At 70.9% G+C, this 23,619-nt stretch carries 18 protein-coding genes, 1 tRNA gene and 1 pseudogene; 9 read left to right on the forward strand and 11 right to left on the reverse strand.

All coding sequences use genetic code 11. The annotated features are described in order from the left end of the window. Window positions 1-11: 11 nt before the first annotated feature. Window positions 12-950: a hypothetical protein gene (locus ACWDS7_RS11290; protein WP_451929159.1), complete on the forward strand. Its 939-nt coding sequence runs from the start codon at window positions 12-14 to the stop codon at window positions 948-950. On the opposite strand, the gene ACWDS7_RS11295 is transcribed toward ACWDS7_RS11290, so the two are convergent. Beyond that, a complete protein-coding gene (locus ACWDS7_RS11295; protein ID WP_451929160.1) occupies window positions 947-2,377 on the reverse strand; it encodes a serine/threonine-protein kinase in 1,431 nt (476 codons plus the stop codon). The two genes, ACWDS7_RS11290 and ACWDS7_RS11295, sit on opposite strands and share 4 nt — an antisense overlap. Before the next feature lie 351 nt (window positions 2,378-2,728). On the opposite strand from ACWDS7_RS11295, the gene ACWDS7_RS11300 reads away from it, so the two are divergent. From ACWDS7_RS11300 to htpX, 7 genes and pseudogenes are all read left to right on the forward strand, one after another. Then, on the forward strand, window positions 2,729-4,177 hold the full coding sequence (locus ACWDS7_RS11300) for a 4Fe-4S binding protein (protein WP_451929188.1): 1,449 nt from the start codon (window positions 2,729-2,731) through the stop codon (window positions 4,175-4,177). Further along, entirely contained in the window at window positions 4,174-4,710 is a 537-nt protein-coding gene (locus tag ACWDS7_RS11305) for an NADH-quinone oxidoreductase subunit J family protein (RefSeq protein WP_306860221.1), read from the forward strand. Before ACWDS7_RS11300 ends, ACWDS7_RS11305 begins: the two co-directional genes overlap by 4 nt. 2 nt (window positions 4,711-4,712) lie before the next feature. Next, window positions 4,713-5,030 (forward strand): annotated as a pseudogene (gene nuoK, locus ACWDS7_RS11310) (NADH-quinone oxidoreductase subunit NuoK); the annotation flags it as partial. Between the two features lie 278 nt (window positions 5,031-5,308). Then, window positions 5,309-7,231 (forward strand): NADH-quinone oxidoreductase subunit 5 family protein, encoded by a 1,923-nt coding sequence (locus ACWDS7_RS11315; protein ID WP_451929161.1) that lies wholly within the window; start codon window positions 5,309-5,311, stop codon window positions 7,229-7,231. A gap of 247 nt (window positions 7,232-7,478) precedes the next feature. Continuing rightward, window positions 7,479-9,092, forward strand: coding sequence for a complex I subunit 4 family protein (locus ACWDS7_RS11320; protein ID WP_451929162.1), 1,614 nt, complete (start codon window positions 7,479-7,481; stop codon window positions 9,090-9,092). Beyond that, entirely contained in the window at window positions 9,089-10,816 is a 1,728-nt protein-coding gene (locus ACWDS7_RS11325; RefSeq protein WP_451929163.1) for an NADH-quinone oxidoreductase subunit N, read from the forward strand. Before ACWDS7_RS11320 ends, ACWDS7_RS11325 begins: the two co-directional genes overlap by 4 nt. A gap of 74 nt (window positions 10,817-10,890) precedes the next feature. After that, on the forward strand, window positions 10,891-11,742 hold the full coding sequence (gene htpX, locus ACWDS7_RS11330) for a zinc metalloprotease HtpX (RefSeq protein ID WP_451929164.1): 852 nt from the start codon (window positions 10,891-10,893) through the stop codon (window positions 11,740-11,742). 6 nt (window positions 11,743-11,748) lie between these two features. Here htpX and ACWDS7_RS11335 read toward each other — a convergent pair whose 3' ends face one another. The 4 genes from ACWDS7_RS11335 to ACWDS7_RS11350 all read right to left on the reverse strand — a co-directional run bounded on the left by ACWDS7_RS11335 (window position 11,749) and on the right by ACWDS7_RS11350 (window position 15,759). Further along, window positions 11,749-12,666 (reverse strand): hypothetical protein, encoded by a 918-nt coding sequence (locus ACWDS7_RS11335; protein WP_451929165.1) that lies wholly within the window; start codon window positions 12,664-12,666, stop codon window positions 11,749-11,751. Window positions 12,667-12,928: 262 nt separating this feature from the next. Then, complete coding sequence (locus ACWDS7_RS11340; protein ID WP_306860207.1) at window positions 12,929-13,504, reverse strand: pyridoxamine 5'-phosphate oxidase family protein; 576 nt, start codon at window positions 13,502-13,504, stop codon at window positions 12,929-12,931. Window positions 13,505-13,525: 21 nt separating this feature from the next. Further along, window positions 13,526-14,530 (reverse strand): hypothetical protein, encoded by a 1,005-nt coding sequence (locus ACWDS7_RS11345; RefSeq protein ID WP_451929166.1) that lies wholly within the window; start codon window positions 14,528-14,530, stop codon window positions 13,526-13,528. Window positions 14,531-15,264: 734 nt separating this feature from the next. Next, window positions 15,265-15,759: a YajQ family cyclic di-GMP-binding protein gene (locus tag ACWDS7_RS11350; RefSeq protein ID WP_306860203.1), complete on the reverse strand. Its 495-nt coding sequence runs from the start codon at window positions 15,757-15,759 to the stop codon at window positions 15,265-15,267. A 380-nt stretch (window positions 15,760-16,139) separates the two neighbouring features. Between ACWDS7_RS11350 and ACWDS7_RS11355 the strand changes: the two genes are divergently transcribed. Then, window positions 16,140-16,224, forward strand: a tRNA-Tyr gene (locus ACWDS7_RS11355). Between the two features lie 85 nt (window positions 16,225-16,309). Here the strand turns inward: ACWDS7_RS11355 and ACWDS7_RS11360 are convergent. From ACWDS7_RS11360 to ACWDS7_RS11385, 6 genes are all read right to left on the reverse strand, one after another. Further along, window positions 16,310-17,749 carry a tyrosine-type recombinase/integrase gene (locus ACWDS7_RS11360; protein ID WP_451929167.1) on the reverse strand — a complete coding sequence of 480 codons (1,440 nt, stop codon included), beginning with the start codon at window positions 17,747-17,749 and terminating at the stop codon, window positions 16,310-16,312. Further along, window positions 17,749-17,943 (reverse strand): helix-turn-helix transcriptional regulator, encoded by a 195-nt coding sequence (locus ACWDS7_RS11365; protein WP_451929168.1) that lies wholly within the window; start codon window positions 17,941-17,943, stop codon window positions 17,749-17,751. The genes ACWDS7_RS11360 and ACWDS7_RS11365 overlap by 1 nt, the downstream gene beginning before the upstream one ends. 23 nt (window positions 17,944-17,966) lie before the next feature. Continuing rightward, a complete protein-coding gene (locus ACWDS7_RS11370) occupies window positions 17,967-19,874 on the reverse strand; it encodes a DUF3987 domain-containing protein (RefSeq protein WP_451929169.1) in 1,908 nt (635 codons plus the stop codon). A gap of 169 nt (window positions 19,875-20,043) precedes the next feature. Next, window positions 20,044-20,889, reverse strand: coding sequence for a deazapurine DNA modification protein DpdA family protein (locus ACWDS7_RS11375; protein ID WP_451929170.1), 846 nt, complete (start codon window positions 20,887-20,889; stop codon window positions 20,044-20,046). Next, a complete protein-coding gene (locus ACWDS7_RS11380; protein ID WP_451929171.1) occupies window positions 20,886-21,104 on the reverse strand; it encodes a hypothetical protein in 219 nt (72 codons plus the stop codon). Before ACWDS7_RS11380 ends, ACWDS7_RS11375 begins: the two co-directional genes overlap by 4 nt. Window positions 21,105-21,243: 139 nt before the next feature. Next, on the reverse strand, window positions 21,244-23,499 hold the full coding sequence (locus tag ACWDS7_RS11385) for a cell division protein FtsK (protein WP_451929172.1): 2,256 nt from the start codon (window positions 23,497-23,499) through the stop codon (window positions 21,244-21,246). Window positions 23,500-23,619 lie beyond the last annotated feature (120 nt).

Here is a 23,619-nt window from a genome sequence, read left to right on the forward strand (position 1 = left end):
GGACGGACCGCATGACCCTCGCGCTCGCCGTGGACGACGACGATCTGGTCGTCGAGGTGCCGGAGCACCCGCCGGTACGGCTGCCGCTCGCCGGCCCGCACCGGGTGAGCACACTGCTGCTGTTCGGCTATCCGGGCAGGGGCAGGACGAGATACGGCCTGGCGGTGCTGGACGAGTCCGGCATGGTGCTGCTGCAGGCACCGGGCTCCCGCTCGCGCCAGGAGGTGGAGACGTTCGCCCGGGACAACGGCCTGGGCTTCGAGCTGCGGCGCTTCGCCACGGGTGAGGAGGCCCGGATCACGCTCGCCCGCAGGTCGCCGGGGTGGCACGTGGTGACCTGGCGCCGCCCGCCCCCGCCGCTGCCGCGGCTGCGCGTGCCGGGGGTCAGGAGCCTGCGGCCCCCCATGGGCTCGCCCAGGATCTGGTGGCGTGAGCAACTCCTCTACGGGCTCATGTGGCTGGTGCTCGCCTACGGCGCCGCCTTCGCGACGCTGGTGGTCCTCAACATGACGCACCCCGGCCGTGACGTCACCCGGGGCATGGGCCCGCTCGGTGTCGCCGCCCTGGTCCTGGCGGGGCTGACCGTCGCCGGCGCCGCCGTCGTCGTCGGGATCGGCCGGCACCGGACCCGCAGGCGGATCGCCGACGCCCGCGTGATCCAGCGGCGGGGCGAGCCGCACTGCCGCCTGGTGGCCGTGCACGGCCGGCTGCTGCTGGAGACCGCGCGCCGGACCCGCGAGATCGACGCCTCCGAGCTGCTGCTCTACTCGGCGGAGCCCGGGGTGAGCGGGCTGATCGTCGGCGCGGGGCTGCTCCACCTGCCCGGGGACTGGGACCCCGGGGAAGTGGAGCGCTTCGCCGTACGGAACGGTCTGGAGCTCCGGACCCGGGCGCTGAGCGTCGAGGAGTATCTCGACCTGACGGCCCGGGTCCGCGACGCGGTGCCCTAGTTCACGATCCGCAGCATGATGTCGGCGGCCGTGGGCCGGTTGCCGGGCTGTTTCTCCAGGCAGGCCGAGGCCAGCGGGCGCAGAGACTGGGGAAGGGCCGACAGGTCGGGGTGGTGGTTGATCACCCTGTTGAGGATGGCCGGGATGGTGTCCTCGCCGAAGGCCACGCGGCCGGAGGCGGCGAAGATCATGGTGGCCGCCCAGCTGAACACGTCGGTTTCCGGTCCGACGGTGCCTCCGGCGAGCTGCTCGGGGGACATGTAGGCGGGGGTGCCCATGATGTTGCCCGAGGTCGCGGTGACCTGGTCGAGGGCGCGGGCGATGCCGAAGTCGATCACCCGTGGCCCGTCGGCGCCGATCAGCACGTTGGCCGGCTTGAAGTCCCGGTGCACCACGCCCGCCCGGTGGATCGCGGCCAGCGCGCCCGCCGTGGCCAGGGCCAGCCGGGTCAGCCCGTCCTCGGTGCGCGGGCCCTGGTCGCGGACGAGCTGCTCAAGGGAGACTCCGTCCACGTATTCGCTGACGACGTAAGCCTGGTCGTCGTTGATGTTGACATCCAGCACCCGCGCGGTGGAGAACGTCGCCACCCTGCGCGTCGCCTCCACCTCCCGCAGGAACCGGTCCCGGACCACCTGGTTGCCGGTGAAGTGCTCGTGCAGAACCTTGATCGCGACCTTCTGCCCCTGGGGGGTGAGCGCGAGATGGACCGTTCCCTGGCCACCCCTGCCCAGGCTGCCGATCAGCCGGTACGGCCCCAGCCAGCCCTGGGGCGTCTGGGTGCCGCTCTGCCGGGCGTCGTACGGCTGGGCGCCGTGCCGGGTCTGGCCGTGTTGAGTCTGGCCGTGACGGATCTGGCCGTGACGGGTCTGGTCGTAGTGCGTGCGGCCGTGCTGGTTCTGGGGCTGGGTGTGATGGGGCTGGGGCCGGGGCGCGGGCCTCGACGAGGGCGCGGTGGGGCCGGTCGGGTACGGCACGGCCGGGACGGGGCCCGGGAGCGGGGCGGGCGCGGCCGAGGCGGGCCCCGGGAGCGGGGCGGGGAAGGGGACGGGGGCCGGAGCCGGGGCGGGGAACGGCGCCGACGGCGTGCGCTGCCGGAACACCGCGCCCCTGATGATCAGCGCGTGGCCCAGGCCGCCGATCCAACTGCCGAACAGCCCGATCGTCGTCAGGACGTCCAGCCAGGTCGGGATCAGATCGGAGTCTCCGTAGGTCCCCGCGCCGATGAGGAACACCCCGATGCCGAGGCCGTAGAGGGCGGCGGCGAAGGCCAGCGGGACGCTCCGCAGCCTGCGAGCGGCGTGGCCGATGATGAACGGCGTGCCGACACCGCAGGTGAACAGGGGCACCAGCGTCCACACCACGCTCCACCCCGTGTTGGAGCGTGGGGGCGGCTGGGGGTGCCAGGCGGGACCGTACTGGTGGGACATGTCGCGAACAATACGTATTTCTGAAGCCGCTTGCAGTCTCCTTCCATATCGGTTCCGCAGTTAAGACCCGTTAATCGAACACACAGACTGTGGATAACCGTTGTGGATAACCGTGGGAGCTTGGGGATCATCCTTCCGTGCGGACCACCGCATTCCCGAGCGCACCCCCATGCGTCATGATGTTGAGTTGTGGGACGGATACCAGGAGTGGGGTTGGCGAAGGGGCTCTCCGTAACCCTCCGCCACATGCTGAGCAGATCGGTGACCCAGCAATACCCCGAAGTACGGCCGGACCTGCCCCCGCGCAGCCGGGGGGTGATCGCCCTGGTCGAGGAGAACTGCACGGTGTGCATGCTCTGCGCCCGCGAGTGCCCCGACTGGTGCATCTACATCGACTCCCACAAGGAGACCCTCCCCGCCCCCGAGGGCGGCCGTCCCCGCGCCCGCAACGTGCTCGACCGCTTCGCGATCGACTTCTCCCTGTGCATGTACTGCGGGATCTGCATCGAGGTCTGCCCCTTCGACGCCCTCTTCTGGTCCCCGGAGTTCGAATACGCCGAAGGCGACATCCGCAACCTCGTCCACGAGAAGGACAAGCTGGCCGCCTGGGTCCAGACGGTCCCCCCACCCCCCGCCCACGAGCCCAACGCCGATCCCCCGAAGGAGCTCGCCGCCGCCTCCCGCCCCGGCCCGGCCCCGAGGACCCCGGGCACGGCCCGCACCGCTCCGGGCGCCGGCGAGGCCGGCCCTGCTGCCTCCTCTGCCGCTCCGGGCGCCGGTGCGATGGGCCGTGGCGTGGCTCCTACCGCTCCGGGCGCCGGCGAGGCCGGCCCTGCTGCCTCCTCCGCCGCTCCTGGCGGGAGGGGGCGTGGCGTGGCTCCTACCGCTCCGGGTGCCGGTGAGGCCGGCCCTGCTGTGTCCTCTGCCGCTCCTGGCGGGAGGGGGCGTGGCGTGGCTCCCGCCGCCCCCGGGGCCGGCGCGACGGAGCCTGATGCGACTTCCACCACCCCTGATGAGGCGGGTCGCGGTGCGGCCGGCATCAGGACCGCCCCCGGCGCCGCCGGGACGGATCCCGGTGCGGCCGGCCCCGTCCCGGCCTCCGGCGCGACGGGGCCCCGGCCGGTCTCCGGCCCATCCTCGGCACCGGAGGACTCCGCTCCCGGCGCCGGTACGGCGGGCCGCGTGACGGGCGGGGCCGGCACGGCTGCACCGGAGCCCGGAGCGTCCTCCGGGCCGGCCGGTCCGGCGGTCCCGGCTGAGGCCGGCGGCACGACCGGCACGCCGGCTACGTCCCCCGGCTCCTCCGACACGCCCTCGGGCCCGCCCCCCACACGGGGAGGCCCAGGAGAAACCGCCTCCAGGGCTGCCGGACCGGGCGGTATCGCGTCTGGGACCGCCGCCTCCGGGGCCGGTGGACCGGGCGGTACCGAGCCTGGGGCCGCTGCCTCCGGGGCCGGTGGACCGGGCGGTACCGAGCCTGGGGCCGCCGCCTCCGGAGTCACCGCACCGGGGGCCGCGCCGGACGCCACCGCGGCGCGCGGCCCGGCGGACGGACCCCGCGCGGCGGAGCCGCCGCCCGGCCGGAGGCCGCCGAGGCCCGCGCGGACCGCCTCGGCGGGGCACGCGAACGTCCGGGCCATCCGGCCACCGGGAGCGCTCCCCAAGAAGGACGATTCATCCACAGGCAAGCCATCTGTCGAGAAGTCGTCCACAGGCGGGGGTGGCGCGCCCCCGGAGGCGGGCCGCCCGGAGCAGACTTCTTCCACGGATCCGAGCGGAGAGCCCGAGGAGGAGAAGTGACCGAGGTGCCGTCCTATCTGTCGCCGACCGGGCAGGAGATCGTCTTCCTGCTGCTGGGCGCGGTGGCCGTCGGGTCGGCGCTGCTGGTGGTGACCACCAGACAACTCGTCCACGCCGCCCTCTGGCTGGTCGTCTGCTTCGGCGCGCTCGCCGGGAGCTACCTGATCCTGACGGCCGAGTTCGTCGCCTGGGTCCAGGTCCTGATCTACGTCGGCGCGATCGTCGTCCTGCTCCTGTTCGGCATCATGCTCACCCGTGCCCCGATCGGCAGGACCGCCGACCTCGACAGCCGTAACCGGCCGGCCGCCGCGGCGGTGGCGATCGCCACCGCCGTCGTGCTGGTCACCGTGGTGATCGACGGCTTCCGCATGGCCTACATGCCCCTGGAGCCCGGCCGGGGTTCGGCCAAGGATCTCGGCTCCAGCATCTTCCGCAACTGGGTGCTGCCGTTCGAGGCGCTCTCGGTCCTCCTGCTGGCGGCCCTGATCGGCGCCATCGTCCTGTCCCGCACCGACATCCGGGGGAGGGACTGACGTTGCACGTCGTCTATCCGGCTGTCGTCTCGGCGCTGCTGTTCTCCATCGGCGTGTACGGCGTGCTCGCCCGCCGCAACACGATCCTCGTCCTGATGTCCGTCGAGCTCATGCTCAACGCGGTCAACCTCAACCTGGTCGCGTTCGACGTGTGGCTGCGTGACCGGCTGCACAGCGGCCAGGTCCTCACCCTGTTCGTCATCGTGATCGCCGCCGCCGAGGTGGGCCTCGGCCTCGCGATCATCCTCGCGCTCTACCGCAACCGCCAGACCGTGGATCTCGACCGTCTGCGCGCTCTCGCCGAACCCACCGGCGCCGACCGGCCCCACCCTCCGGCCCAGGATCAGGCCCAGGACCAGGCCCAGGACCAGGCCCAGGACCAGGACCCGGCCCAGGACCAGGCTCAGGGCGGGTCCACCCCGCCACTGGGCCAGGACCCGGCCCCGGATGGCTCACAGCCTCAGAGTCCGGCCGAAGGGCGGCACCCGGCCCAGGACCCGGCGCGGAGGCGGGACGCCGCCGGATCCCACGGTGGTGCCACCGGTCCCGGCCTCGGCCACGTCGCGTCCGAAACGGCCACCGGACCGGGTGACACGCCATGATCACTGTTGCCGCTCTCGTCATCCTGCTGCCGTTCGTCGCGGCGGCCGCCGGGCTCCTCGGATCCCGGTTCCCCGGGGGTCTCCGGGGCGGAGCCGCCGACGTGGCCGCCGGCCGCCGGGCCGCCTGGATCGCGATCGTGCCCACCGCGATCTCCACGGCGCTCGCGGCCTGGCTGGCCTACGCCGGCTGGGCCGGCGCGGGTGGAGGTCGGGGCGGGCCGTTCCCCGCCGGGTCCGCCGGGCCGTCCGGGGTCACCGGCACGCTCGGCGTCATCGACACGGGCTCGGTGCCGATCTCCGTCGGGCTGCTCGTCGACGGTCTCGCCGCCTCGGTCGCGGTGCTGGTCACGGTGGTCGCGCTGGCTGTGCAGATCTACTCGGTCGGTTACCTGGGCGACGACCGGCGCTACCCGTCCTACAGCGCGTTCATCAGCCTGTTCACCAGCGCCATGCTCCTGGTGGTGTATGCGGCCGACCTCCTCGTCCTCTACGTGGGCTGGGAGATCATGGGGCTGTGCTCCTACCTGCTGATCGGGCACTGGTGGGAAGACCGGGCCAACTCCCGGGCGGCGGTCAAGGCGTTCCTGGTCACCCGGATCGGCGACGTGGGTTTCCTGTTCGGCGTATTCGTGCTCGGCACGGCGGCCGGCAGTTTCAGGATCGCCGACGTTGTCGCCAAGGTTCCGGAGATGTCCTCCGGCACGGTCATCGCCGCGACCATGCTGCTGCTCGCCGGGGTCGCCGGAAAGAGCGCCCAGGTGCCGCTGCACGTCTGGCTCCCCGACGCGATGGCCGGCCCGACCCCGATCAGCGCCCTCATCCACGCCGCCACCATGGTGGCGGCCGGCATCTTCATCGTCGCCCGCCTCTACCCCGTCTTCCTCGGCTCCGGTCCCACCCTGGACGTGCTCGCGGTGCTCGCCGCACTCGGCATGCTCGGCGCCGCCCTGGCCGCCCTGGCACAGGACGACCTCAAACGCGTCCTGGCCTACTCCACGATCAGCCAGCTCGCCTACATGGCCGGTGCCCTGGCCGCCGGGTCCGAGAGTGCGGCGATCTTCCACCTGGTCACCCACGGCGCCTTCAAGGCCCTGCTCTTCCTATGCGCCGGAGCGGTGATCCACGCGGTCGGCTCCAACCTGATGAGCGCGATGGGAGGGCTCCGGAAGCAGCTTCCCGTCACCTTCGTCACGATGACGATCGGCTTCGCCGCCCTGATGGGCCTGCCCCCGGCGAGCGGCTTCTTCAGCAAGGACGAGGTGCTGGTGGCCATCGAGCACGCGCTGTCCGCGGGGCCGCTCACCGACGCGGCGGCCCTGCTGCTGTACGGCTGCGCGCTGGCCACGGTCGCGGTGACCGGCGCCTATGCCACCCGCGCTTGGCTGCGGACCTTCTTCGGGGAGCGCGGTGTCATGGCCCTCCCCGGGCCGGAGCCGGGCACGGCGCATGCCGCCGACACCCGCGAGGCGCCGGCCACCATGCGCTGGCCCATCGTCGTCCTCGCCGTCCCCGCCCTGCTCCTGGGCCTGGTCGGCATCGCCGACGTCCACTGGGGCACGGCCGCCCTCAGCGTCGTGCTGGCGCTGCTGGGCGCCGGCGTGGTCTACGCGATGTGGCGCGGCGACCCGCTGGGCGATCCGGCCCGCGTGCTCGGCCCGTTCCGTGTCCCCTGCGAGCAGGCCTTCTACGTCGATGCCGCCTATGCCGCGCTGTTCGTCCGGCCCGTGCTCGGCCTCGCCCGCCTGGTCACCCGCGCCGACGACCGCGTGGTCGACGGCGCGGTGCGCGGTTCGGGCCGGGCCACCGTGGGGCTGTCGGGCCTGGCACGCCTGATACAGAACGGCAACGCCCAGCTCTACGTCACCGGTCTGCTCGCCGGGGTCCTCCTCATCGCGGTCGGGGCGGTGATCTTCGGATGAGCCCTCTGCCGCCGTTCCCGGCCGCCATCGCGGTGCCGCCCCTGAGCCAGGTGGCGTCGGCCGGGTTCCCGGCCCCGCCGTCGGTCCGGCCGGTGGCGACAGGCCCCTTCCCGATCCCGCCCTCCGGGAGCGGCGGCCGGACCCCGGCCTCGGCGCTGAGCTCTACCCCAAGCTTGAGATCGACCCCGACCTCGGTCCGGGACTCGATCACGATCTTGGGCCTGGTCCTGGGTGAGGTGGCCGGAGCATGAACTGGGTGCTGATCGCGCTTCTCGGGGTGCCGCTGGCCGGGGCCGCCGTGCTGCTCGCACCGTCCAGGACGGACGTCGCGGCCGGTAGACGGCTGCTCCGGGTGCACGCCCTGGCCGTAACCGGCGTCACGTTCGCGCTGTCGGTGGTGCTGGCCGCCGCCTTCGACTACGGCGGAGCGGCCCGGGTGCAGTTCTCGACGGACCTGGCCTGGGTCCCGGGGCTGGACCTCAGGTTCCATCTCGGCGTGGACGGGATCTCGCTGCCGCTGGTGGTGCTGACCACGCTGCTGACCTTCCTCTGCTCCGTCTACCTGTGCTGGGGCCGGGCCGACGGGCCCGGCCAGCTGCTGCGGTCCACGGCCGGCGGCAACCGGCCCCGGGCCCTGGTGTTCACGCTGCTCGTCCTCGAAGTGGGCATGGTCGGCACGTTCCTTGCGCTCGACCTGCTGCTGTTCTTCGTGTTCTTCGAGGTCGTCCTCATCCCGATGTATTTCCTGATCGCCGTCTGGGGCGGGCGCGCCCGGCGGGCGGCGGCGATCAAGTTCATCCTCTACACACTGCTCGGCTCCGTCGTGCTGCTCCTCGGCCTGCTCCTCATCTGGGCGCAGACCGGCACCCTGGACATGATCGCCCTTGCCCGCACCCATGGGGCCGGGATGTCCTCCTCGGTGCAGGTCCTCGCCTTCGTCGCCGTCGGCCTCGGACTGGCGGTCAAGACCCCGATGTGGCCGCTGCACACCTGGCTGCCCGACGCCCACACCGAGGCGCCCACCGTCGGCTCGGTGCTCCTCGCGGGTGTCCTGCTCAAGATGGGCACCTACGGCTTCGCCCGCATCGCCATCCCGGTCCTGCCTGACGGCGCCGCCGCCGTGGCGCCCTGGCTCGGCGCCTTCGCGGTGATCGGCATCGTCTACGGCTCCCTCGCCTGCCTCGCCCAGCGCGACCTCAAGCGGATGATCGCCTACTCCTCCATCGGCCACATGGGCTTCGTCCTGCTGGGCTTCGCCACGCTCACCCCGGTCGGCTTCAACGGCGCCCTGTTCGGCAACATCGCCCACGGCCTGATCACCGCCCTGCTGTTCTTCGTCGCCGGCGCGATCAAGGACCGCTACGGCACCGCCGACATGCCCTCGCTCGGTGGCGGCATGCTGTCGAGCCTGCCGCGTCTCGGCTCCCTGCTGACCTTCGCCAGTGTCGCCTCCCTCGGACTGCCCGGCCTGGCGGGCTTCTGGGGCGAGATGCTGGCCCTCTTCGGCGCCTTTGAGCCGGCCACGGGCCTGTCCCGCCCGCTCTACCTGACCTTCATGGCCGTCGGAGGTCTCGGGACCGTCCTGACCGCCGCCTACTTCCTGGTCATGCTCTCCCGCGTCACCCACGGTCGGCCCGTCGAGACTGTCCATGCCCCGGTGCTCGCCGCCGTGGGCGGGGGAGGCGGCGGCCGACCGGAGAGCGCGCCGGGCGCCGGGGGCGCGCGCCGGCGAGACGTCACCGGTTACGAGCTGGCCGCCTGGGTGCCGCTGGTCGTGCTCATCCTGCTGTTCGGCCTCTGGCCGAAGGCGCTCCTCCTCGTCACCGACCCGGTGGCCCAGACCCTCCTGGGGGCGCCGTGATCCAGTCGATCGACTACTACGCGGTCGCGCCACTGCTGGTCCTCGCCTTCACCGCCGGACTCGTGCTGCTCCTCGACGCCTTCCTGCCCCGCAGGCCGTACGCGCGCCCCGCGCTCGGTGGGGTCACCCTGGCCGGGGTGCTGGGCGCCCTGGGCGTGGTGGTCTCGCAGGCCGTGCGGGGCGGCGCCCCGATGCGGACCTTCTGCGTGCCTCCCGGACTCCCCGGCCCCGCCGGCGTGGGCCTCGGCGCGCCGACCCCCGGGACGTCCGGATCGGGGCCGGCCGGTGCGGGCGGCGCCGCCCCGGTGCCGTGCTCGTTCGTGGTCGACGACTTCACGCTGATCTTCGCGGGGCTCGCGCTGGCCGCCGGGATCATCGTGGTGCTGCTGTCGATGGCCGAGCTCTCCTCCGGTGACATCCCCGTCGGCGAGTGGCACTTCCTGCTGCTGTGCACGCTGGCCGGCGCGGTCGCCCTGCCCGCCTCCCGAGACCTGGTCATGCTCGTGGTCGCGCTGGAGCTGGTCTCGCTGCCGGTCTTCGCGCTCACCGCCCTCAGACGCTACGACGGCCGGAGCTCGGAGGCGGCGGTCAAGCTCTTCTTGGTCTCCGTGGTCTCCACGGCGGTGATGCTCTTCGGCGTCTCCCTGCTCTACGGCATGACCGGGACCGTCTACCTCGACCGGCTCGCCCAGGCGCTGCGCGGGCCCGTCGCGGGTCCCGTGACCGGTCCGGAGGCGCAGCCGGCGGCCTCCGGGGCCTACACCGCCACGCTGCCGATCGCCCACGACCTGCCGCCGGTGCTCACCGTGGCCGTGGTCCTGGTGCTCGCCGGGTTCGCTTTCAAGGTCGCGGCGGTCCCGTTCCACGCGTGGGCGGGCGACGTCTACCAGGGGGCCCCGGTCCCGGTCGCGGCCCTGCTGTCGGTGATCTCGAAGGCCGCCGGGTTCGCCGGGCTGATCCTCATCCTGGTCGCCGGGCTGAGGGCGCAGATCACTCTGTGGGCTCCGCTGGTCGCGATCATCGCCGCGCTGACCATGACCGTCGGTAATCTCCTGGCCCTGCGCCAGCGCCATGCCGTACGTCTGCTCGCCTGGTCCTCGGTCGCCCAGTCCGGCTACATCCTCGCCCCACTCGGGGTCCGTGACGACGAGGCGATGAGCGCCTCGGTCGCCTACCTCGTCTTCTACGCGGCGATGAATCTCGGGGCCTTCGCGGTGGTCATGCTGGTCTCGCGGCGCGGTGTCCGGGGCGAGCTGGACGACTACCGGGGTCTGGTGTTCCGTAATCCGGCGGCGGGGCTGGCCCTGGCCTTCTTCCTGATCTGCCTGGCGGGTCTGCCCCCGGGGCTGGCCGGGCTGTTCGCCAAGATCGTGGTGTTCCGGGAGATCGTCGACGGAGGCGGAGCCTGGCTGGCGGTGGTGATGGCCGTCAACACGGTCATCGGGCTCTACTACTACGTCGCCTGGGCCGCGCGGATCTTCACCCCCGTCCCGGTGACCGAGGCCACCGGTGTCTCCGCCGGGGTGGGCGTCGGTGTGGCGGAGGGCGGCTCCGCGGCGGCGGGGGGCGGCGCCGGTGATGAGGTCCCCGCAGCGGGCGGCCGTGCCCGATGGGTGCCGGTGGGCGTGGCGATCGCGCTGGCAGGGGCCGTCGCGGTGGTGTTCTCGATCGCCCCGCAGGTGGTGCTCGACCTCCTGCCGGAGATGTTCGTCACTCCCGGCTGAACGCTTTCGGGAACGTTCGGCCTGGCCGGAGACGTTGGCACTGGTGAATCAGCATCAACCGAAAGGGGGGTGCAGTGCACCACAACGGTCTGCGTACCGCGGTCCTTCTCGGCGCACTGTCCGCGGTGATCATCGCGGTGGGGGCGTGGCTGGGGGGCGGCGTCGGCGTGCAGATCGCGGTTCTGATCGCACTGGTGACCAACGGCGTCGCCTATTTCTTCTCCGACCGGATCGCCCTGTCCGCCATGCGCGCCCGGCCGGTGGGCGAGGTCGAGCAGCCGACCCTCTATCGGATCGTGCGCGAGCTGTCCACCGAGGCCCGCCAGCCCATGCCCAGGCTGTACGTCTCGCCGACGATGCAGCCCAACGCCTTCGCGACCGGCCGCAACCCTCGCAACGCCGCGGTGTGCGTGACCTACGGCATCACCCAGCTTCTCGACGAGCGCGAGCTGCGAGGTGTCATAGGGCACGAGCTGTCCCACGTCTACAACCGGGACATCCTGGTCTCCTCCGTGGCCGGCGCGCTGGCAACCATGATCACTTATCTGGGCTACGTCGGCCTGTTCTTCGGCGGCGGAGACGACGACGAGGGCCCCGGTTTCATCGGCGCCCTGCTCATGATGGTGCTCGGTCCGGTCGCCGCCGGGATGATCCAGATGGCCATCTCCCGGTCCCGCGAATATCAGGCCGACGAGTCCGGCGCCCGGTTGACCGGTGACCCGCTGGCCCTCGCCTCGGCGCTGAGGAAGATCGAGATGGGCACCCGGCAGCTGCCGCTCCCGGAGAACGGCCGGATAGCCTCCGCCTCTCACCTCATGATCGCCAACCCTTTCCGGGGTGCCGGACTGGGCCGGTTGTTCTCCACCCACCCGTCCACCGCCGAGCGCGTCGCCCGGCTGGAGCGGATGGCCGGTTACCGCCGTTGACGCCGATCACGGGCTGAGCCCGGCGACGATCGGGTTGTGGACCGAGTCGGGCACGGCGAAGGTGTCCACCACCTGGAGGTGCCCCGTTCCCTGGTCCACCCGATGCCAGGTATAGACGGTTTCGCTCCTCTTCTCGCCCCTGCGGGCGACCGTCTGCAGGTCGAGGTGGCCGGAGCCGCCCCAGCGGAGCCGGGTGGGGATCTGCCCGGCGGGCAGGGCGATCGGCTGCCCGTCGGCCCGGCCCGCGGCCACGTCCCACAGGCTGATGGCCGAGTCGTCGTCGGTGAAGTGGGCGACGGTCGCGCCGTCCGGGCTGAGCGCGCCCCCCACGGGGACACGTCCCCTCTCGGCCAGGGTGGAGGTCGCGTAGATCCCCGCCCTGAACTCGTCGTCCACGGCGAGCATGAGTCCGGCGTCGGAGCTGAAGCTCCACGGCCGCAGTCCCGGCGGCACCACCGAGCTCTCCCCGCTGTAGGCGTCGAGCACCCTGTCGTCGCGTCCGCTGCCCAGTACGACGTAACGTCCGGCCGGGGCGAGGTCGATCCGCGTGGAGCGCAGCTTGCGCGACCACTGCATCCCGGGGACCTCGCGCACCTGGCCGGTGGACATGTTCCGGATGACGAGCGCCCGGTCTCCGCGCCGGAAATAAGCGACATATTCCCCGTCTGGTGACAGGGCCAGCGGCGCCCGCTGTTTACCCGCCTTCGACGCGAACACCCGGGCGTCGGCGAGTTTGATCACCTGGCCGCTCCAGGTCCAGAGCGTCCAGGGGGCGCAGACGCAGCCGGCCAGCCCCGCATAGCGGACCGAGGCCCCTCCCGCCTCCGGCTCCGCCCTCGCCCGCGCAGGGGCCTCGGCCCTCATGACCACGGTGAGTACGGCCAGCACGGCGACGAGAACGGCCGGTCGGCGGAGCAGGCTCATCGAGGCCCCCTGAGCTCATCGACAGGGGGACATCATTACCGGCCACTGTACGCGCCACTTACCGGCCACTGCAGGCGCCGCGACGGGCCTGCCACCGATGCGGCCCGCCAGTGTCACGGGATCGCGTACGGGGGGTGAGTAGCCCGAGATCGCGGCCGGAGGGTGAGCGCTGTGAGGCCGCCGACGGGGTGGGTGGGAGGAGCGGGGAGCGAGGCAGGCAGGCCCCTCTCGCCCGCCGCGGGCGCGAGGGAGCCGGCGGGTTTCAGGAATGCTGGACGACCGGATCGGTCTCCTCCGGAGACAGGCCGGGGATGCCGTCGATGCTCTCGCGGTTGTTCTTCGCGCGGTAGGCGCGCTTCTGCTGGACCTCCTTGCGCTCCGCCCACTCGTCCAGCAGGGTGCGGTCCTTCTCGAAGGACATGAACGGCACCGAGAAGCCGCAGGAGTCGGAGATGCGGTCGCAGTCGACGACGATGATCGACCGGACGCCGGGGTGCGGGCCGAAGCTCTTGATCAGTTCGGGGAAGTCAGGGTCTTCCGGAACGACGACCCGGCCGGTGCCGTACAGGCGGAGGATGTTGGGGGGACCCGAGAAGGCGCAGAACATGACCGTGACGCGGCCGTTCTGGCGGAGGTGGGCGATGGTCTCCACGCCACTGCCGTCCAGGTCCAGATAGGCCACCGTGGTGTCGTCGAGGACGGCGAAGGTGTCGGCGTATCCCTTGGGGGAGACGTTGACGTGTCCGCCCTGCTCGGGAGCGGTCGCTACAAAATAGACCGGCTGCGCTCCGATGAACGCGCGCAGCCGATCGTTAATTTTGTCATGAATTTTCCCCATAAGGGGAAGATAGTTCCTTATTCATTCGCCGGGTAGCCACCAGGTCCACGGGTCGCTCCTGACCCTGAAGGAGTCGAGCTTGCGCGTGGCCCCGGTCTCGGCGTTCACCGTCCGCTTCACCGCGGAGACGACGGTGCCCTCCTCGTCGCCGGTGCTGGTCCAGAGCGTCAGGGTGCCGGCCGCGTCCCAGTAGAGGCGCTGCGCGCTCTCGCCCTTGGGCGTGCCCAGCGGGACCGGGTCGGAGACGGTGTCCGAGGCCAGGTCGTAGGTGCGCAGCCGCACCTTGCCCGAACCGCCGGTGATGATCAGCGTGACGGTGGTCCCGTCATCGGCCAGCGCGATCGGCGCGTTGTTGGACACGATCTGGGGGACGACCTGGCTTGAGGTCTCACGCCCCTCGGCGTCGAAGACCGCGAACTCGGTGATGTTGTCATCGGTGAACCGGCCGGTCAGCAGGTGCTGCCCGTCGGGGCTGAAGCTCATCACGCTGTTCTTCGACGGCAGCTCGACCACCTTGCCGGTCTTCAGGTTGGCGACCAGGCTGGGCAGCTTCTCGGCGTCGTCGAAATAGTCGACCACGGCGATCGAGCCGTCGGGGGAGAGCGTGGTGTCCACTTCACCCTGGCCGATGCCCTTGGGCAGCTTGGCCGCCCGGCCGGGGAGCGGACGGACCTTTCCGCTGTTCACATCGCGGACGACGAGCTTGTCGCCCTTGATGTAGTTCACGGACCGGCCGTCACCGCTGACCGCGAACAGGGCGCTGGACTCCTTGTCCACCTTGCCGCCGGCCTGCTTGGGGTTGACCCGCGCGTCGGTCAGCTTGATGGTCTTCCCGCTGCGCATGGCCAGCGTCCAGTTGCCACAGGGGATCTTGTAGTCCTTCTTGGGCTTGGGGCAGGCCTTGATCCAGGCATATCGGACCGAATCGTCGGATGCGGCTCCCGTCCTCGCATCCGCCGGAGTTGTGATCATCGCGGCGGCCGCTGCCGCGATCGCCAGGACGGCGAATCCACGTGAGGGTCTCATCGGCGTTCCTTTCGTCACCTCGGTAGATGCGGCTCAGGTGCGAAAGGTTGCGTCACGAATCAGACACGTTCCCCATGGTGTGCTCCCGTCCGCCGTCACGGGGAGCCACGTCTGATCACCGATGCCCATGAGCCGGCCACCGCCATCGTGATGTGCGGAATGTCGGTGATCACGGTACTGGGCCGTTGAGAGCCGCACCGCCAGGCGCCGCCGTACCCGGCTGTGCCCGGTGCCCCGCCGCCCGTTGCGCCCTGCCGCTGTCCACCCGCTGGGAGAGGGGCCGGACTGCCGCGCACTTTTCCGTACGCCGACCTCACCTCCGTACGCCGACCTCACCGGGGACGGATGCCGCGCACCGGCCTCAATGGGGCAGGCGTCGTGCATGACCTCACCGGGACGGATGCCGCATACCGGCCTCAGCCGGCCGGGCGCCGCACATGGCCTCAACGGGATGGATGCCGCACATCGGCCTCAACGGGATGGGCGTCGTGCATGACCTCACCGGGATGGATGCGGCATACCGGCCTCAGCCGGTCGAGAACCGCATGGCCCGGCGCCAGCGCATTCGGGAACGGAACCCGCTCCGCGTGGTCGTCCGGACCGCCGCCTGCGGGCTCCGCCGGGAGCGGCCGGGGCACAGGCGGAGACATGCGTCGCCGGCCGTGTGCCCCGGATGTGCCTCTTGTGCCGGGCTTGACCCTGAAGCTGCAGGTCAGGGCCTCGGCCGCCCGTTTCTAGCGATAGTTCGTGAACTGCAGGGCGATCTCCAGGTCCTTGCCCTTGAGCAGGGCGATGACCTCCTGCAGCTCGTCCCTCTTCTTGGAGCTCACCCGCAGCTCCTCACCCTGGATCTGGGCCTTGACCCCCTTGGGCCCCTCATCCCGGATGATCTTCGAGATCTTCTTGGCATGCTCCTGGTCGATGCCCTCCTTGAGGGTGACCACCAGGCGGTACTCCTTGCCGGACAGCTTGGGCTCGTCCGCGTCCAGAATCTTGAGCGAGAGCCCTCGCCTGATCAGTTTGTCCTTGAACACGTCAAGGACGGCGTTGGCGCGCTCCTCGCTGTTGGCCTTGATCTCGACAGCCTTCTGGCCGCCCGACCAGGCGATGGACGCGCCGGTGCCCTTGAAGTCGAATCGTTGCCCGACCTCCTTGACCGTCTGGTTCAGCGCGTTGTCGGCCTCCTGATGGTCGATCTTGCTGACGATGTCAAAACTGCTGTCGGCCATGCGTCGACTATCCTTTCTAGCTCTCATGCCGACCCTAGCGCTTCGCCTATCGGCTCATGATGAACGTGACCGTCAACGCTCAGATGGCGGTGTCGATGGAGCCTCTACAGCCGGTGCCGACCCGTGTCCCCCGTGCGGCGCGACGCTCACCCTCACCCACCTCCCGGGAAGCCATCCGCTCCACCCGGGTGACGGGCGACCCACTCCGGAGCCTTCAGCCTCCCCAGCTCCCCGCTCCCCCCGCAACTCCCTGCCAGGTGCAGGCACAAGCCTCAGAAGTACAGGTGCGGCAGCCTGTCGACAGGCGGTCTCCGCCGATGTCACGTCACGCCCGGAAGTCCGCTATTCTTCTTCCTGTCGCCGCCTCAAGCGGATGACGCGGCAGGTTGCCCGAGTGGTCAAAGGGAGCGGTCTGTAAAACCGTCGGCTCAGCCTACGCAGGTTCAAGTCCTGCACCTGCCACCAGCAGTGAAAAGAGCCCCTGACCAGCAGATATGCGGTCAGGGGCTCTTTCTTTCGTGTCCGACTGTGTCCGGCTGAGGTCGGTGCCCTACGGCTGCCCGTGCTGAATACGTGCTGAAGTTTCTGGGGCGCCCGGAGTGGTCTCTGCGGGCCGTCTTGTCGCGTCCAGGATTCGGCGCTTGGCGTCGGCATCTTGACCGTCGATGCACTTGGCGTAGACCCGAAGAAGCACGTCCACGCTGTGCCCCGCCCACTCCGCTACCTGGGGAGCCGGGACGCCGGCATTCAGCCACGTGGACACGGCGGCGTGCCGGAGCGCGTACGGCACGCTTCCCAGAGGGGAGGCGGCCTCCCGCTCGGTGAACGCCTCCGCACGCGCCTGGTGGAACACCTTCAGGTAGGCGCGGTCCGTCATGGCTCCGCCGCGTGGGCCGACGAACACCCGCCCGTCCGGAGCCGCACCGAACTCCTCCAGGTGCCTCCGGAGGAGGGTCACCAGCTCGGGATGGATCGGCACAGGGCGGGTGTCCCCCTGCGCCCGGTGCTTGAGCTGGCGCCGCTGGCGAGACTTCCCGCTGTCGGTCCACTGGGTGCCGGAGCGAGGCTCAGCGTTGGTCAGCAGCATCTCTCCCCATCCCTTCTCCGGGAGGTTGACCAGGTGGTCCGTGCGGAGGTCCACGACCTCCTCAGGCCGGAGAGCGGCGTAGTACATGCAGCCGAAGAACGCCACCATGCGCGCCCCGCGCTGCCCCTGTCTGCGGACGGCCATGAGCAGGCGGCGAGCCTGCTCGGCGTTCACCACGACGCGCCGGTCCACGGAGGCGAGCGTCTTCGGCTTGGTCCACTTCACACTCTTGAGAGGGTTCGCCGGAAGGGCGCGGATCTCGCAGGCGTACTCCATCGCGTTGTTGAGGACCATGCGCTTGCGGTTGGCCGTGTTCGCCGCGGCTGGCTTCCCCTCCTTCGTCTTGCTGATCCTGTCGAGGATTCCGCGCACGAGCGCCGGGCCGCGCGCCTCCTCGATCAGCTCCGCGAGGGGGACTGTGTTGCGCTCAAGCCACTGCACGACGGAGCGTAACTCCTCCGGTGGTTCGACGCTGTCACGGATGCGGGCGCTGAGCGCCCAGCTCCGGAGCACCTGCCGGACTTCCTCCCGCTTGGGCGCCCCGGTGCTCGTCGAGAGCAGGGCTTCCGTGGCGTCGGTCAGGGCCTCCGCGATTCCCCGGCGGTGGTTCGGCGACGCATACGGCCATTTCGCGTCCGCATAGGCCAGTGCGAACCTGTACCAGGTGAGCGCGGATTCATTCCGCTTCCACGAAATCGGAAGTCCCGTCGCCAGGCTGAACGCTTCCCCCTTGCGGGCTGCGGACACTAGATCCGATCGGAAGGACTCCGCCTGCGCGCTGGTCCGGAATGCCTTTCGCCGTGGCTTGCTCGCGGTCTTCCACCGGACGGTGTAGGTCGTGACCTTGGCGCCCTTGTAGACCTCGGTCTTGTAGACGCGAACGTCGTAGGTGATGTCCTTCATCAGGCGGCGTCCTCCAAGGCGCTGAGCCAGCGTTCGAAGTCGGCGCGACGGATACGGAGATCCCCGTTGGGGAGCTTCATGCAGCGCGGGGCACGGCCCTTGGTCCGCCAGTCGTAGAAGGTAGATCGGGAGATCTGGAGTTCCTCGCAGATTTCGGCGAGGGTGAGCGTTCCTCGCGGTTTGACCGTGGCCATGGGTGGTGTCTCCTTTTCGGCGGTCAGGCGGTGGGCTGGCACAGGTCGGGGTGGACGGCATAGCGCGGAGAGGGATTGCCGCGTGTGCCGGGCGGGTCGGGTTCTCGGTGAATCCAGCCGAGGTGTTCCAGCAGTTCGCAGGCCGGTTCTAGGTCGGCGGCCTTCTTGAAGTGGCGTTGCAGCGCTCGGTGAGCGTCGCGGCGGGTGAAGTGCTCGGGTCGGGTGCGGGTGAGCCATCCGTGGACGGTGCGGGCTGCTTCCTGGTCGGGGTCGGCGCCCATGGCGTCGAAGGCGGCCAGGGCGTGGGCGGTGAAGTACTCGCCCAGCTCCATCGCGGCGGCCATGGTGGGTCCGTCGATGGGGCGTCGCCAGCCGTCGTCGATGTGGCCGGCCAGGTGCAGCAGTCCGGCCAGGCGGGCAACGGCGCCGTCGAACTTGGCGGCCCAGTCGGCGATGTGGCCTAGGTCGCCGGTCTCGGGGCGGAGCCGGGGTTCGGTGTGGCGGCGCTGCTCGGTGAACAGCTCGGTGGCCTCCGGCGACAGCACGAGCCGGGCGGGGTCCTCCCACCCGTGCATGGTCAGCACCAGCCGTTCCAGGTTCGTGGCGTAGGTGGCGGTGACCAGGTCGGGGATGGCGGGTGAGTCGATGTTGCGGTAGCCGACGTTGGAGGCGGGCAGGCTGTACAGGATCCGCCCCAGCAGCCCTTTGCCTCGAAAGCTCGGGGATTTGGCGATCTCGGTGACGATCTCGGGTTGGACGGCCAGGCCGAGGGTGAGGGCGGGGTGGTCGACGCGTTCGCGGCGGTCGCGCCGGTCGACGATGAGCAGGTCTCCGGCGTGGCCTTTGAGGAACAGGTCGAGGTTGGGGGTGCCGGAGTAGCGGCCGGCCAGGGTGGCGAAGATGCCGCCTTCGGCTGACAGCACGGCCAGGCGTCCGCCTTGTTCGGTGAGCAGGGTGGTGGCGGTCTCGGGGGTGGCGTCGTCGCTGACCAGCCGTGGGGTTACCGGGACGGTGATGCCGTCGACGGCTAGGGCAGCGCTTTGCGCTTCGGCCAGCGCGTCGGGGGCCAGATCGCCGCGGGCGGTAGCAGCTTTGACGGTGGCTTTCTCAGCGGCTTCCTGGGCGACCTTCTGGGCGATGCGGGCTTCGATAATCTGCGGTTTGATCTGCTCTTGCAGGACCTTTTCGGCGGCCAGCAGTGGCGCGACGATCGCCCGGAAGACCGGGGACTTGCGGGAGCCGGGCGGCATGGCTACGACGGTGTAGATGTTGACCGGCTCGATCCAGGTGCCGCGCACGCAGACGATGGCGCGTCCTCCGGCGGCGGTGGAGATGGCCGCCAGTGCGATGCAGCCCGCCAGGTCGTGCGGGGTCTGGGTCTCCTCGGCCAGCGCGGTCACGAAGTCGGCCAGCCAGCCGGGGAAGACATGCGCGGGAAAGGCAGGCAGCGCGCTGCGGGTGCCCAGCGGCACTGGGGCGTCCCACGAGCGGGCGGGAGCGGTGATGCCCGTCACCAGCTTTGCGGCGTGCGCGGCGGCCTGCTCAGGTTCGCCGGTGTAGCCGAGTTGCGCGATGCGCTCACCGGTGGTGATCAGGCCGCGCCGCTGGGCGTGCTCGGCGACGATGCGCACGTAGTAGGTCAGGTTGGCGGTGGTGGGCGGGGCCTGCATGAGGGCGTGCAGGTACGACCCCCCGCCGACGCGGGCCAGATCCCCGGCCCGGGTCAGGTGGTCGGCCACCGTGATGGGGTCGGCGGCCTGGCCGTCATGCTGCTGGGCGACGATCGCGGCGAAGATGACCTGATGAGCCGGGCGGAAGAAGGCGCCTGGACTGAGCAGGGCGGCGGCGCGGGTGCCTGCTTCGGCCGACAGCAGCATGCAGCCCAGCACGGCCTGTTCGGCGTCGATGTCGTGGGGCGGCAGGGCGCTCATGAGCTCTTCCCTCCGGTCTCGGCAGGCTTGGGGCGACGCAGGCCGCGGAAGGGGCGGACCACGAGGGAGCCGTCTTCGCGGCGGATCAGGACATTGCGGGGGCCACCACCGGGTCCCCAGCGCACGAGCACGACCACAGGCTCGCCGCGCTCCAGGTAGGTGCGGCCAATCACGCGGCATCCCTGCCAAGGTCGTCGAACAAGTCGCCCTGCTGGCCGCGCTGGGTAAGGCTAGTCAGCAGGTGAGCCCGCCACCGGGTGGCGTAGACCAGGCAGTTGGCGCAGTTCTTGTGACCGGTGCAACCCGGCAGGGCGGGCAGCCGGCGGGCGGAGTAGCTCCACGCCATCGAGTCAGCAGAAGCCAACCGAGGGCCGTAGCGGTGCAGCCCACCGGTCTTGACGCCGAACCCGTGCAGGCGCAGCCCAGCACGGGCCAGAGTGGTGACGATCTGGGTGATTTCGGTGGTGGACTGGCGGCGGCAGACCGATCCCAGCCCGACGCGGGGCAGCGCGGCCAGGTCCACCCCTGCCGTCTGGTAGAGCTCGGCGCAGGTGAGGTAGTCGCCCAACTGCCAGCCTTGCAGGACCGGAATGAACGGCACCTCGGGGGCCAGTTCGCGCAGGTGCAGGTAGTTGGCGACGGTGCGGTGCTGGTGTTCGGCCACGCTCAGGCCGGTGCCGGCGAAGTGCTGGCCGCCCCAGTAACCGCCGTGGATGATGGCGGGCTCACACATCCAGTCCTGGGGGGCGACCCAGTCAAGGCGGCCGATCTGGTCGCGGTAGCGGCGCACCGCGCTCACGTACTGCTCAGGAGTGACGGTCCAGCGGCCATGGCGCTGGAGTTCGGTGAAGCCGCCGGAGTCCAGCGCCCACTGGCAGGTCGCCGGGTGCAGCATGACGCGGCGCGCGAGCTGGCGGTGGGAGACGAACAGCGGAAAGGACACGCGCCACAGCCAGTGCGGTTGGTGGGCACCTAGGTAGAACAGCGCTTGGTTGCTGGGGTGAAGTGTGGTCATCGGGTGCCGTCCCGGTGGATGCGGCGGAAGTGGACGTAGAGCTGCCAGCCGATGCGGGGCCGCATCCCGGTACCGGAGCAGGCGCGGCAGGTGCGGTTCTTGCCGCCCGGCGCGCACCGGCGGCAGGTCCCCCACGGGGCGATCAGGCACCGGATGATGTAGCAGAGCGTGACGATGGGTAGGCAGAGTCCTAGTAGGACGATGGCGGGTGTCATGGTGGCCTCCAGGGCCGTTTCCGGGGTTTTCGCAGGTGGCGCTCTAGGCGCTAGGTCGCTGGTAGATCAGCGGACGGGCCTCTAGGCGGGCCTCTAGGTCTAGAGGGGGCAACCTCTAGACCTAGAGGCGGATCCGGGGTCAGGAGACGGCGCCGGAACCCTTCTTTCCGTCACGCTCGGTGAGGGCGGTGATGATGTCGTCGCGGACGATGCCGATCCGGTTGGCGCCCTTACCGCCACCGGCCGGCGTGCCCCACACCTGTCCGGTCTTGATGCCGTAGGGCTTGAGGGCGTTGGTGAGCTGAGCGGTCTTGGCCGGGCCTTCCTGCTCGGCCCACGGGGCGTAGACGTCCGGGCGCAGTTGGGCCAGCCGGTCCACGACGATCTCGTTCCATACCTTGGCCTCGCTCGGGGCGAGGACGGCGGCGATGTCGGCCAGCAGGTCGTAGGACGGCGCGGTCTCGGGCTGCTCGCCGATCGCGTGCCCGGACAGGGTGCCGGCGCCGGTCCGCAGCGCATGCGCCCGGTCGGCGATCTGCTGGGTGGCCGGGGTGTTGAGGTAGGCAGCCTTGACGACCTTGGGCACTGGGGCGGCGCCGACCAGGTAGCCGATCCCGGCATCGGCCTCGGGCACGAATGTGGTGGCGCGGATGCCGTTCTGATACGACGACGTGCCGAGGATCATGTCGTTTTCGACCTGGCCTCCGACGCGCAGGCAGAACCGGATGGACACGTTCGCGGACACGCCGGTGGGCAGGCTGCGCTTGTCCGGGCGCTGGGTGGCCAGGATCAGCACCACGCCCAGCGCGCGGCCCAGCTTGATGAGGAACTCGGCGTCCTTGCCGGCCTGCTCGCCGTACTCGGCGTGGGCGAACAGGTTCTGGCACTCGTCGAAGATGGCCACCAAAGGGTGCAGGCCCAGCGAGCGGATGTCGGCGATCTGCCGGGTGACGCGCTTGTCCGGGCACAGGTCCGGCGGCAGCTTCTTGAGCGCCTCGGCGCGGCGCATGACCTCCTTGCACAGCAGCGACAACGACTCGGCGGCATAAGCGATGGCCTCATCTTGGATGCCGGAGACGAACCGGTGGCTGACCTTCTCCAGCGGGTCCAGGTCGCCGGTGCCCTTCAGCTCGTGCACCCACATCTCCACCGTGGGGTCCAGGGCCACGCCGCAGGCCAGGGCGCGCACCGCGCCGGTCTTGCCCTGGCCGGGCTGCGATCCCATCAACACGTTGTGCTGGATCAGCGGCACGGTGATGGTCCGTCCGCGCGGGTCGGCGCCGAACGGGATGCCCTTGAACACGTCGTGGCGGGCGGCCTTGGCCAGCGCGAAGGGAATCAGGGGCTTGGACAGGTCCCGGTCCCCGACCCACAGGATCAGCCGTCCCTCGTGGATGGCCGGGTCCCCTTCGGGCCAGATGCAGCCCAGCGGGCGGCGCAGACCGGAGGCCAGGCGGTGCCGCTTGTCGAGGACATCGGCCACGGTCACGCCGTAGGGCAGGTCCAGGTCAGCGCGCCAGCCGGGACCGTCGCGGGTGATCGGCGCGACGAAGTTGACGTCGGCCTTGGCGTTCAGCCCGGACACGCCCAGCACGGTCAGCGCACGGACCACGATGTCGCTGGTGAGCTTCTCCACCCGGGTCGGCAGCACCGCGCGGTCGATCAGCGGCCGGTCGGCGGGCTTGCCGATGACGCCCAGCACGGCCAGCGCCACGGCCAGGGCCGACCACTGCATGGCGGTGGCCGCGGTCGCCACGAGGATGCCCGCGATCAGCAGCGTGACCAGGGCGATCCCGGCGACCCACACGCGCAGCCGCACCCGGGAATCGCGCTGCCGCGACAACTTCAGGTACGCCTCCGGGTCGGCCTTCTGCACGGCGGACAGCCGGACCGGCTCGCCCTCCAGATCGAAGGTCCACTTGACCATCCCGGCGATCAGCCGGACCAGGCCGCGCGGCGAGCGGGCGGCCAGCCGCCCGGCATACAGCGGGGTCCGCGTGAGCTGGTAGCCGGCCACGTAGGCGGAGTACTCACCCGCCCACTTCAGGGTGTCCAGCGCTTCGCGCCGGGAGCGCAGCCACAGCGGCACGATCGGCCGGCGGGTGCGGGACTTCTCGGCCAGCTCGGCGCGCCAGTCGCGCTCAGCCTCACCGGGCTGATCCACCCGGATAACCTCGCCCTCCAGCACCGAGCCGCCGGTGAAGCTGTCCGACGCCGGGTTGGTCTTGGCGGGGACGGTGGGCGGGTAGGGGTGGCGGCGGTCGCGGGCGGAGTCGAGGGAGACCACCTCGGCACGCGGCCCGTCGTCGGCCGGTCCGCCCTGCTCGGGGATCGTGGTGAGGTCGGGAGTCCAGTTCGGGCGGTGCCCGTTGGTCTCGGTCGGGGTGTCGGTCATGATGAGGTCACCTCGTGTGCGATCGAGCGGGCGGGGTTGCGGGGCGCGGCCACGTTCTTGGCGGAGTGGGGCCGCGTCCCGTAGGGACGGCTTAAAGCGGGGTCGGTGATGCGGTTGCCG

Source organism: Streptosporangium sp. NPDC003464, from assembly GCF_053588315.1.

Excerpts from the sequence above, each read along its gene's own strand:
- ACWDS7_RS11300 (WP_451929188.1), top strand. The coding sequence starts at position 2,729 with ATGCTCTGCGCCCGCGAGTGCCCCGACTGGTGCATCTACATCGACTCC.
- ACWDS7_RS11320 (WP_451929162.1), top strand. The coding sequence starts at position 7,479 with ATGAACTGGGTGCTGATCGCGCTTCTCGGGGTGCCGCTGGCCGGGGCC.
- ACWDS7_RS11335 (WP_451929165.1), bottom strand. The coding sequence starts at position 12,666 with ATGAGCCTGCTCCGCCGACCGGCCGTTCTCGTCGCCGTGCTGGCCGTA.
- ACWDS7_RS11375 (WP_451929170.1), bottom strand. The coding sequence starts at position 20,889 with ATGACCACACTTCACCCCAGCAACCAAGCGCTGTTCTACCTAGGTGCC.
- ACWDS7_RS11380 (WP_451929171.1), bottom strand. The coding sequence starts at position 21,104 with ATGACACCCGCCATCGTCCTACTAGGACTCTGCCTACCCATCGTCACG.
- ACWDS7_RS11360 (WP_451929167.1), bottom strand. The coding sequence starts at position 17,749 with ATGAAGGACATCACCTACGACGTTCGCGTCTACAAGACCGAGGTCTAC.
- ACWDS7_RS11385 (WP_451929172.1), bottom strand. The coding sequence starts at position 23,499 with ATGACCGACACCCCGACCGAGACCAACGGGCACCGCCCGAACTGGACT.
- ACWDS7_RS11345 (WP_451929166.1), bottom strand. The coding sequence starts at position 14,530 with ATGAGACCCTCACGTGGATTCGCCGTCCTGGCGATCGCGGCAGCGGCC.
- ACWDS7_RS11365 (WP_451929168.1), bottom strand. The coding sequence starts at position 17,943 with ATGGCCACGGTCAAACCGCGAGGAACGCTCACCCTCGCCGAAATCTGC.
- ACWDS7_RS11295 (WP_451929160.1), bottom strand. The coding sequence starts at position 2,377 with ATGTCCCACCAGTACGGTCCCGCCTGGCACCCCCAGCCGCCCCCACGC.
- ACWDS7_RS11315 (WP_451929161.1), top strand. The coding sequence starts at position 5,309 with ATGATCACTGTTGCCGCTCTCGTCATCCTGCTGCCGTTCGTCGCGGCG.
- ACWDS7_RS11340 (WP_306860207.1), bottom strand. The coding sequence starts at position 13,504 with ATGGGGAAAATTCATGACAAAATTAACGATCGGCTGCGCGCGTTCATC.
- ACWDS7_RS11290 (WP_451929159.1), top strand. The coding sequence starts at position 12 with ATGACCCTCGCGCTCGCCGTGGACGACGACGATCTGGTCGTCGAGGTG.
- ACWDS7_RS11370 (WP_451929169.1), bottom strand. The coding sequence starts at position 19,874 with ATGAGCGCCCTGCCGCCCCACGACATCGACGCCGAACAGGCCGTGCTG.
- ACWDS7_RS11350 (WP_306860203.1), bottom strand. The coding sequence starts at position 15,759 with ATGGCCGACAGCAGTTTTGACATCGTCAGCAAGATCGACCATCAGGAG.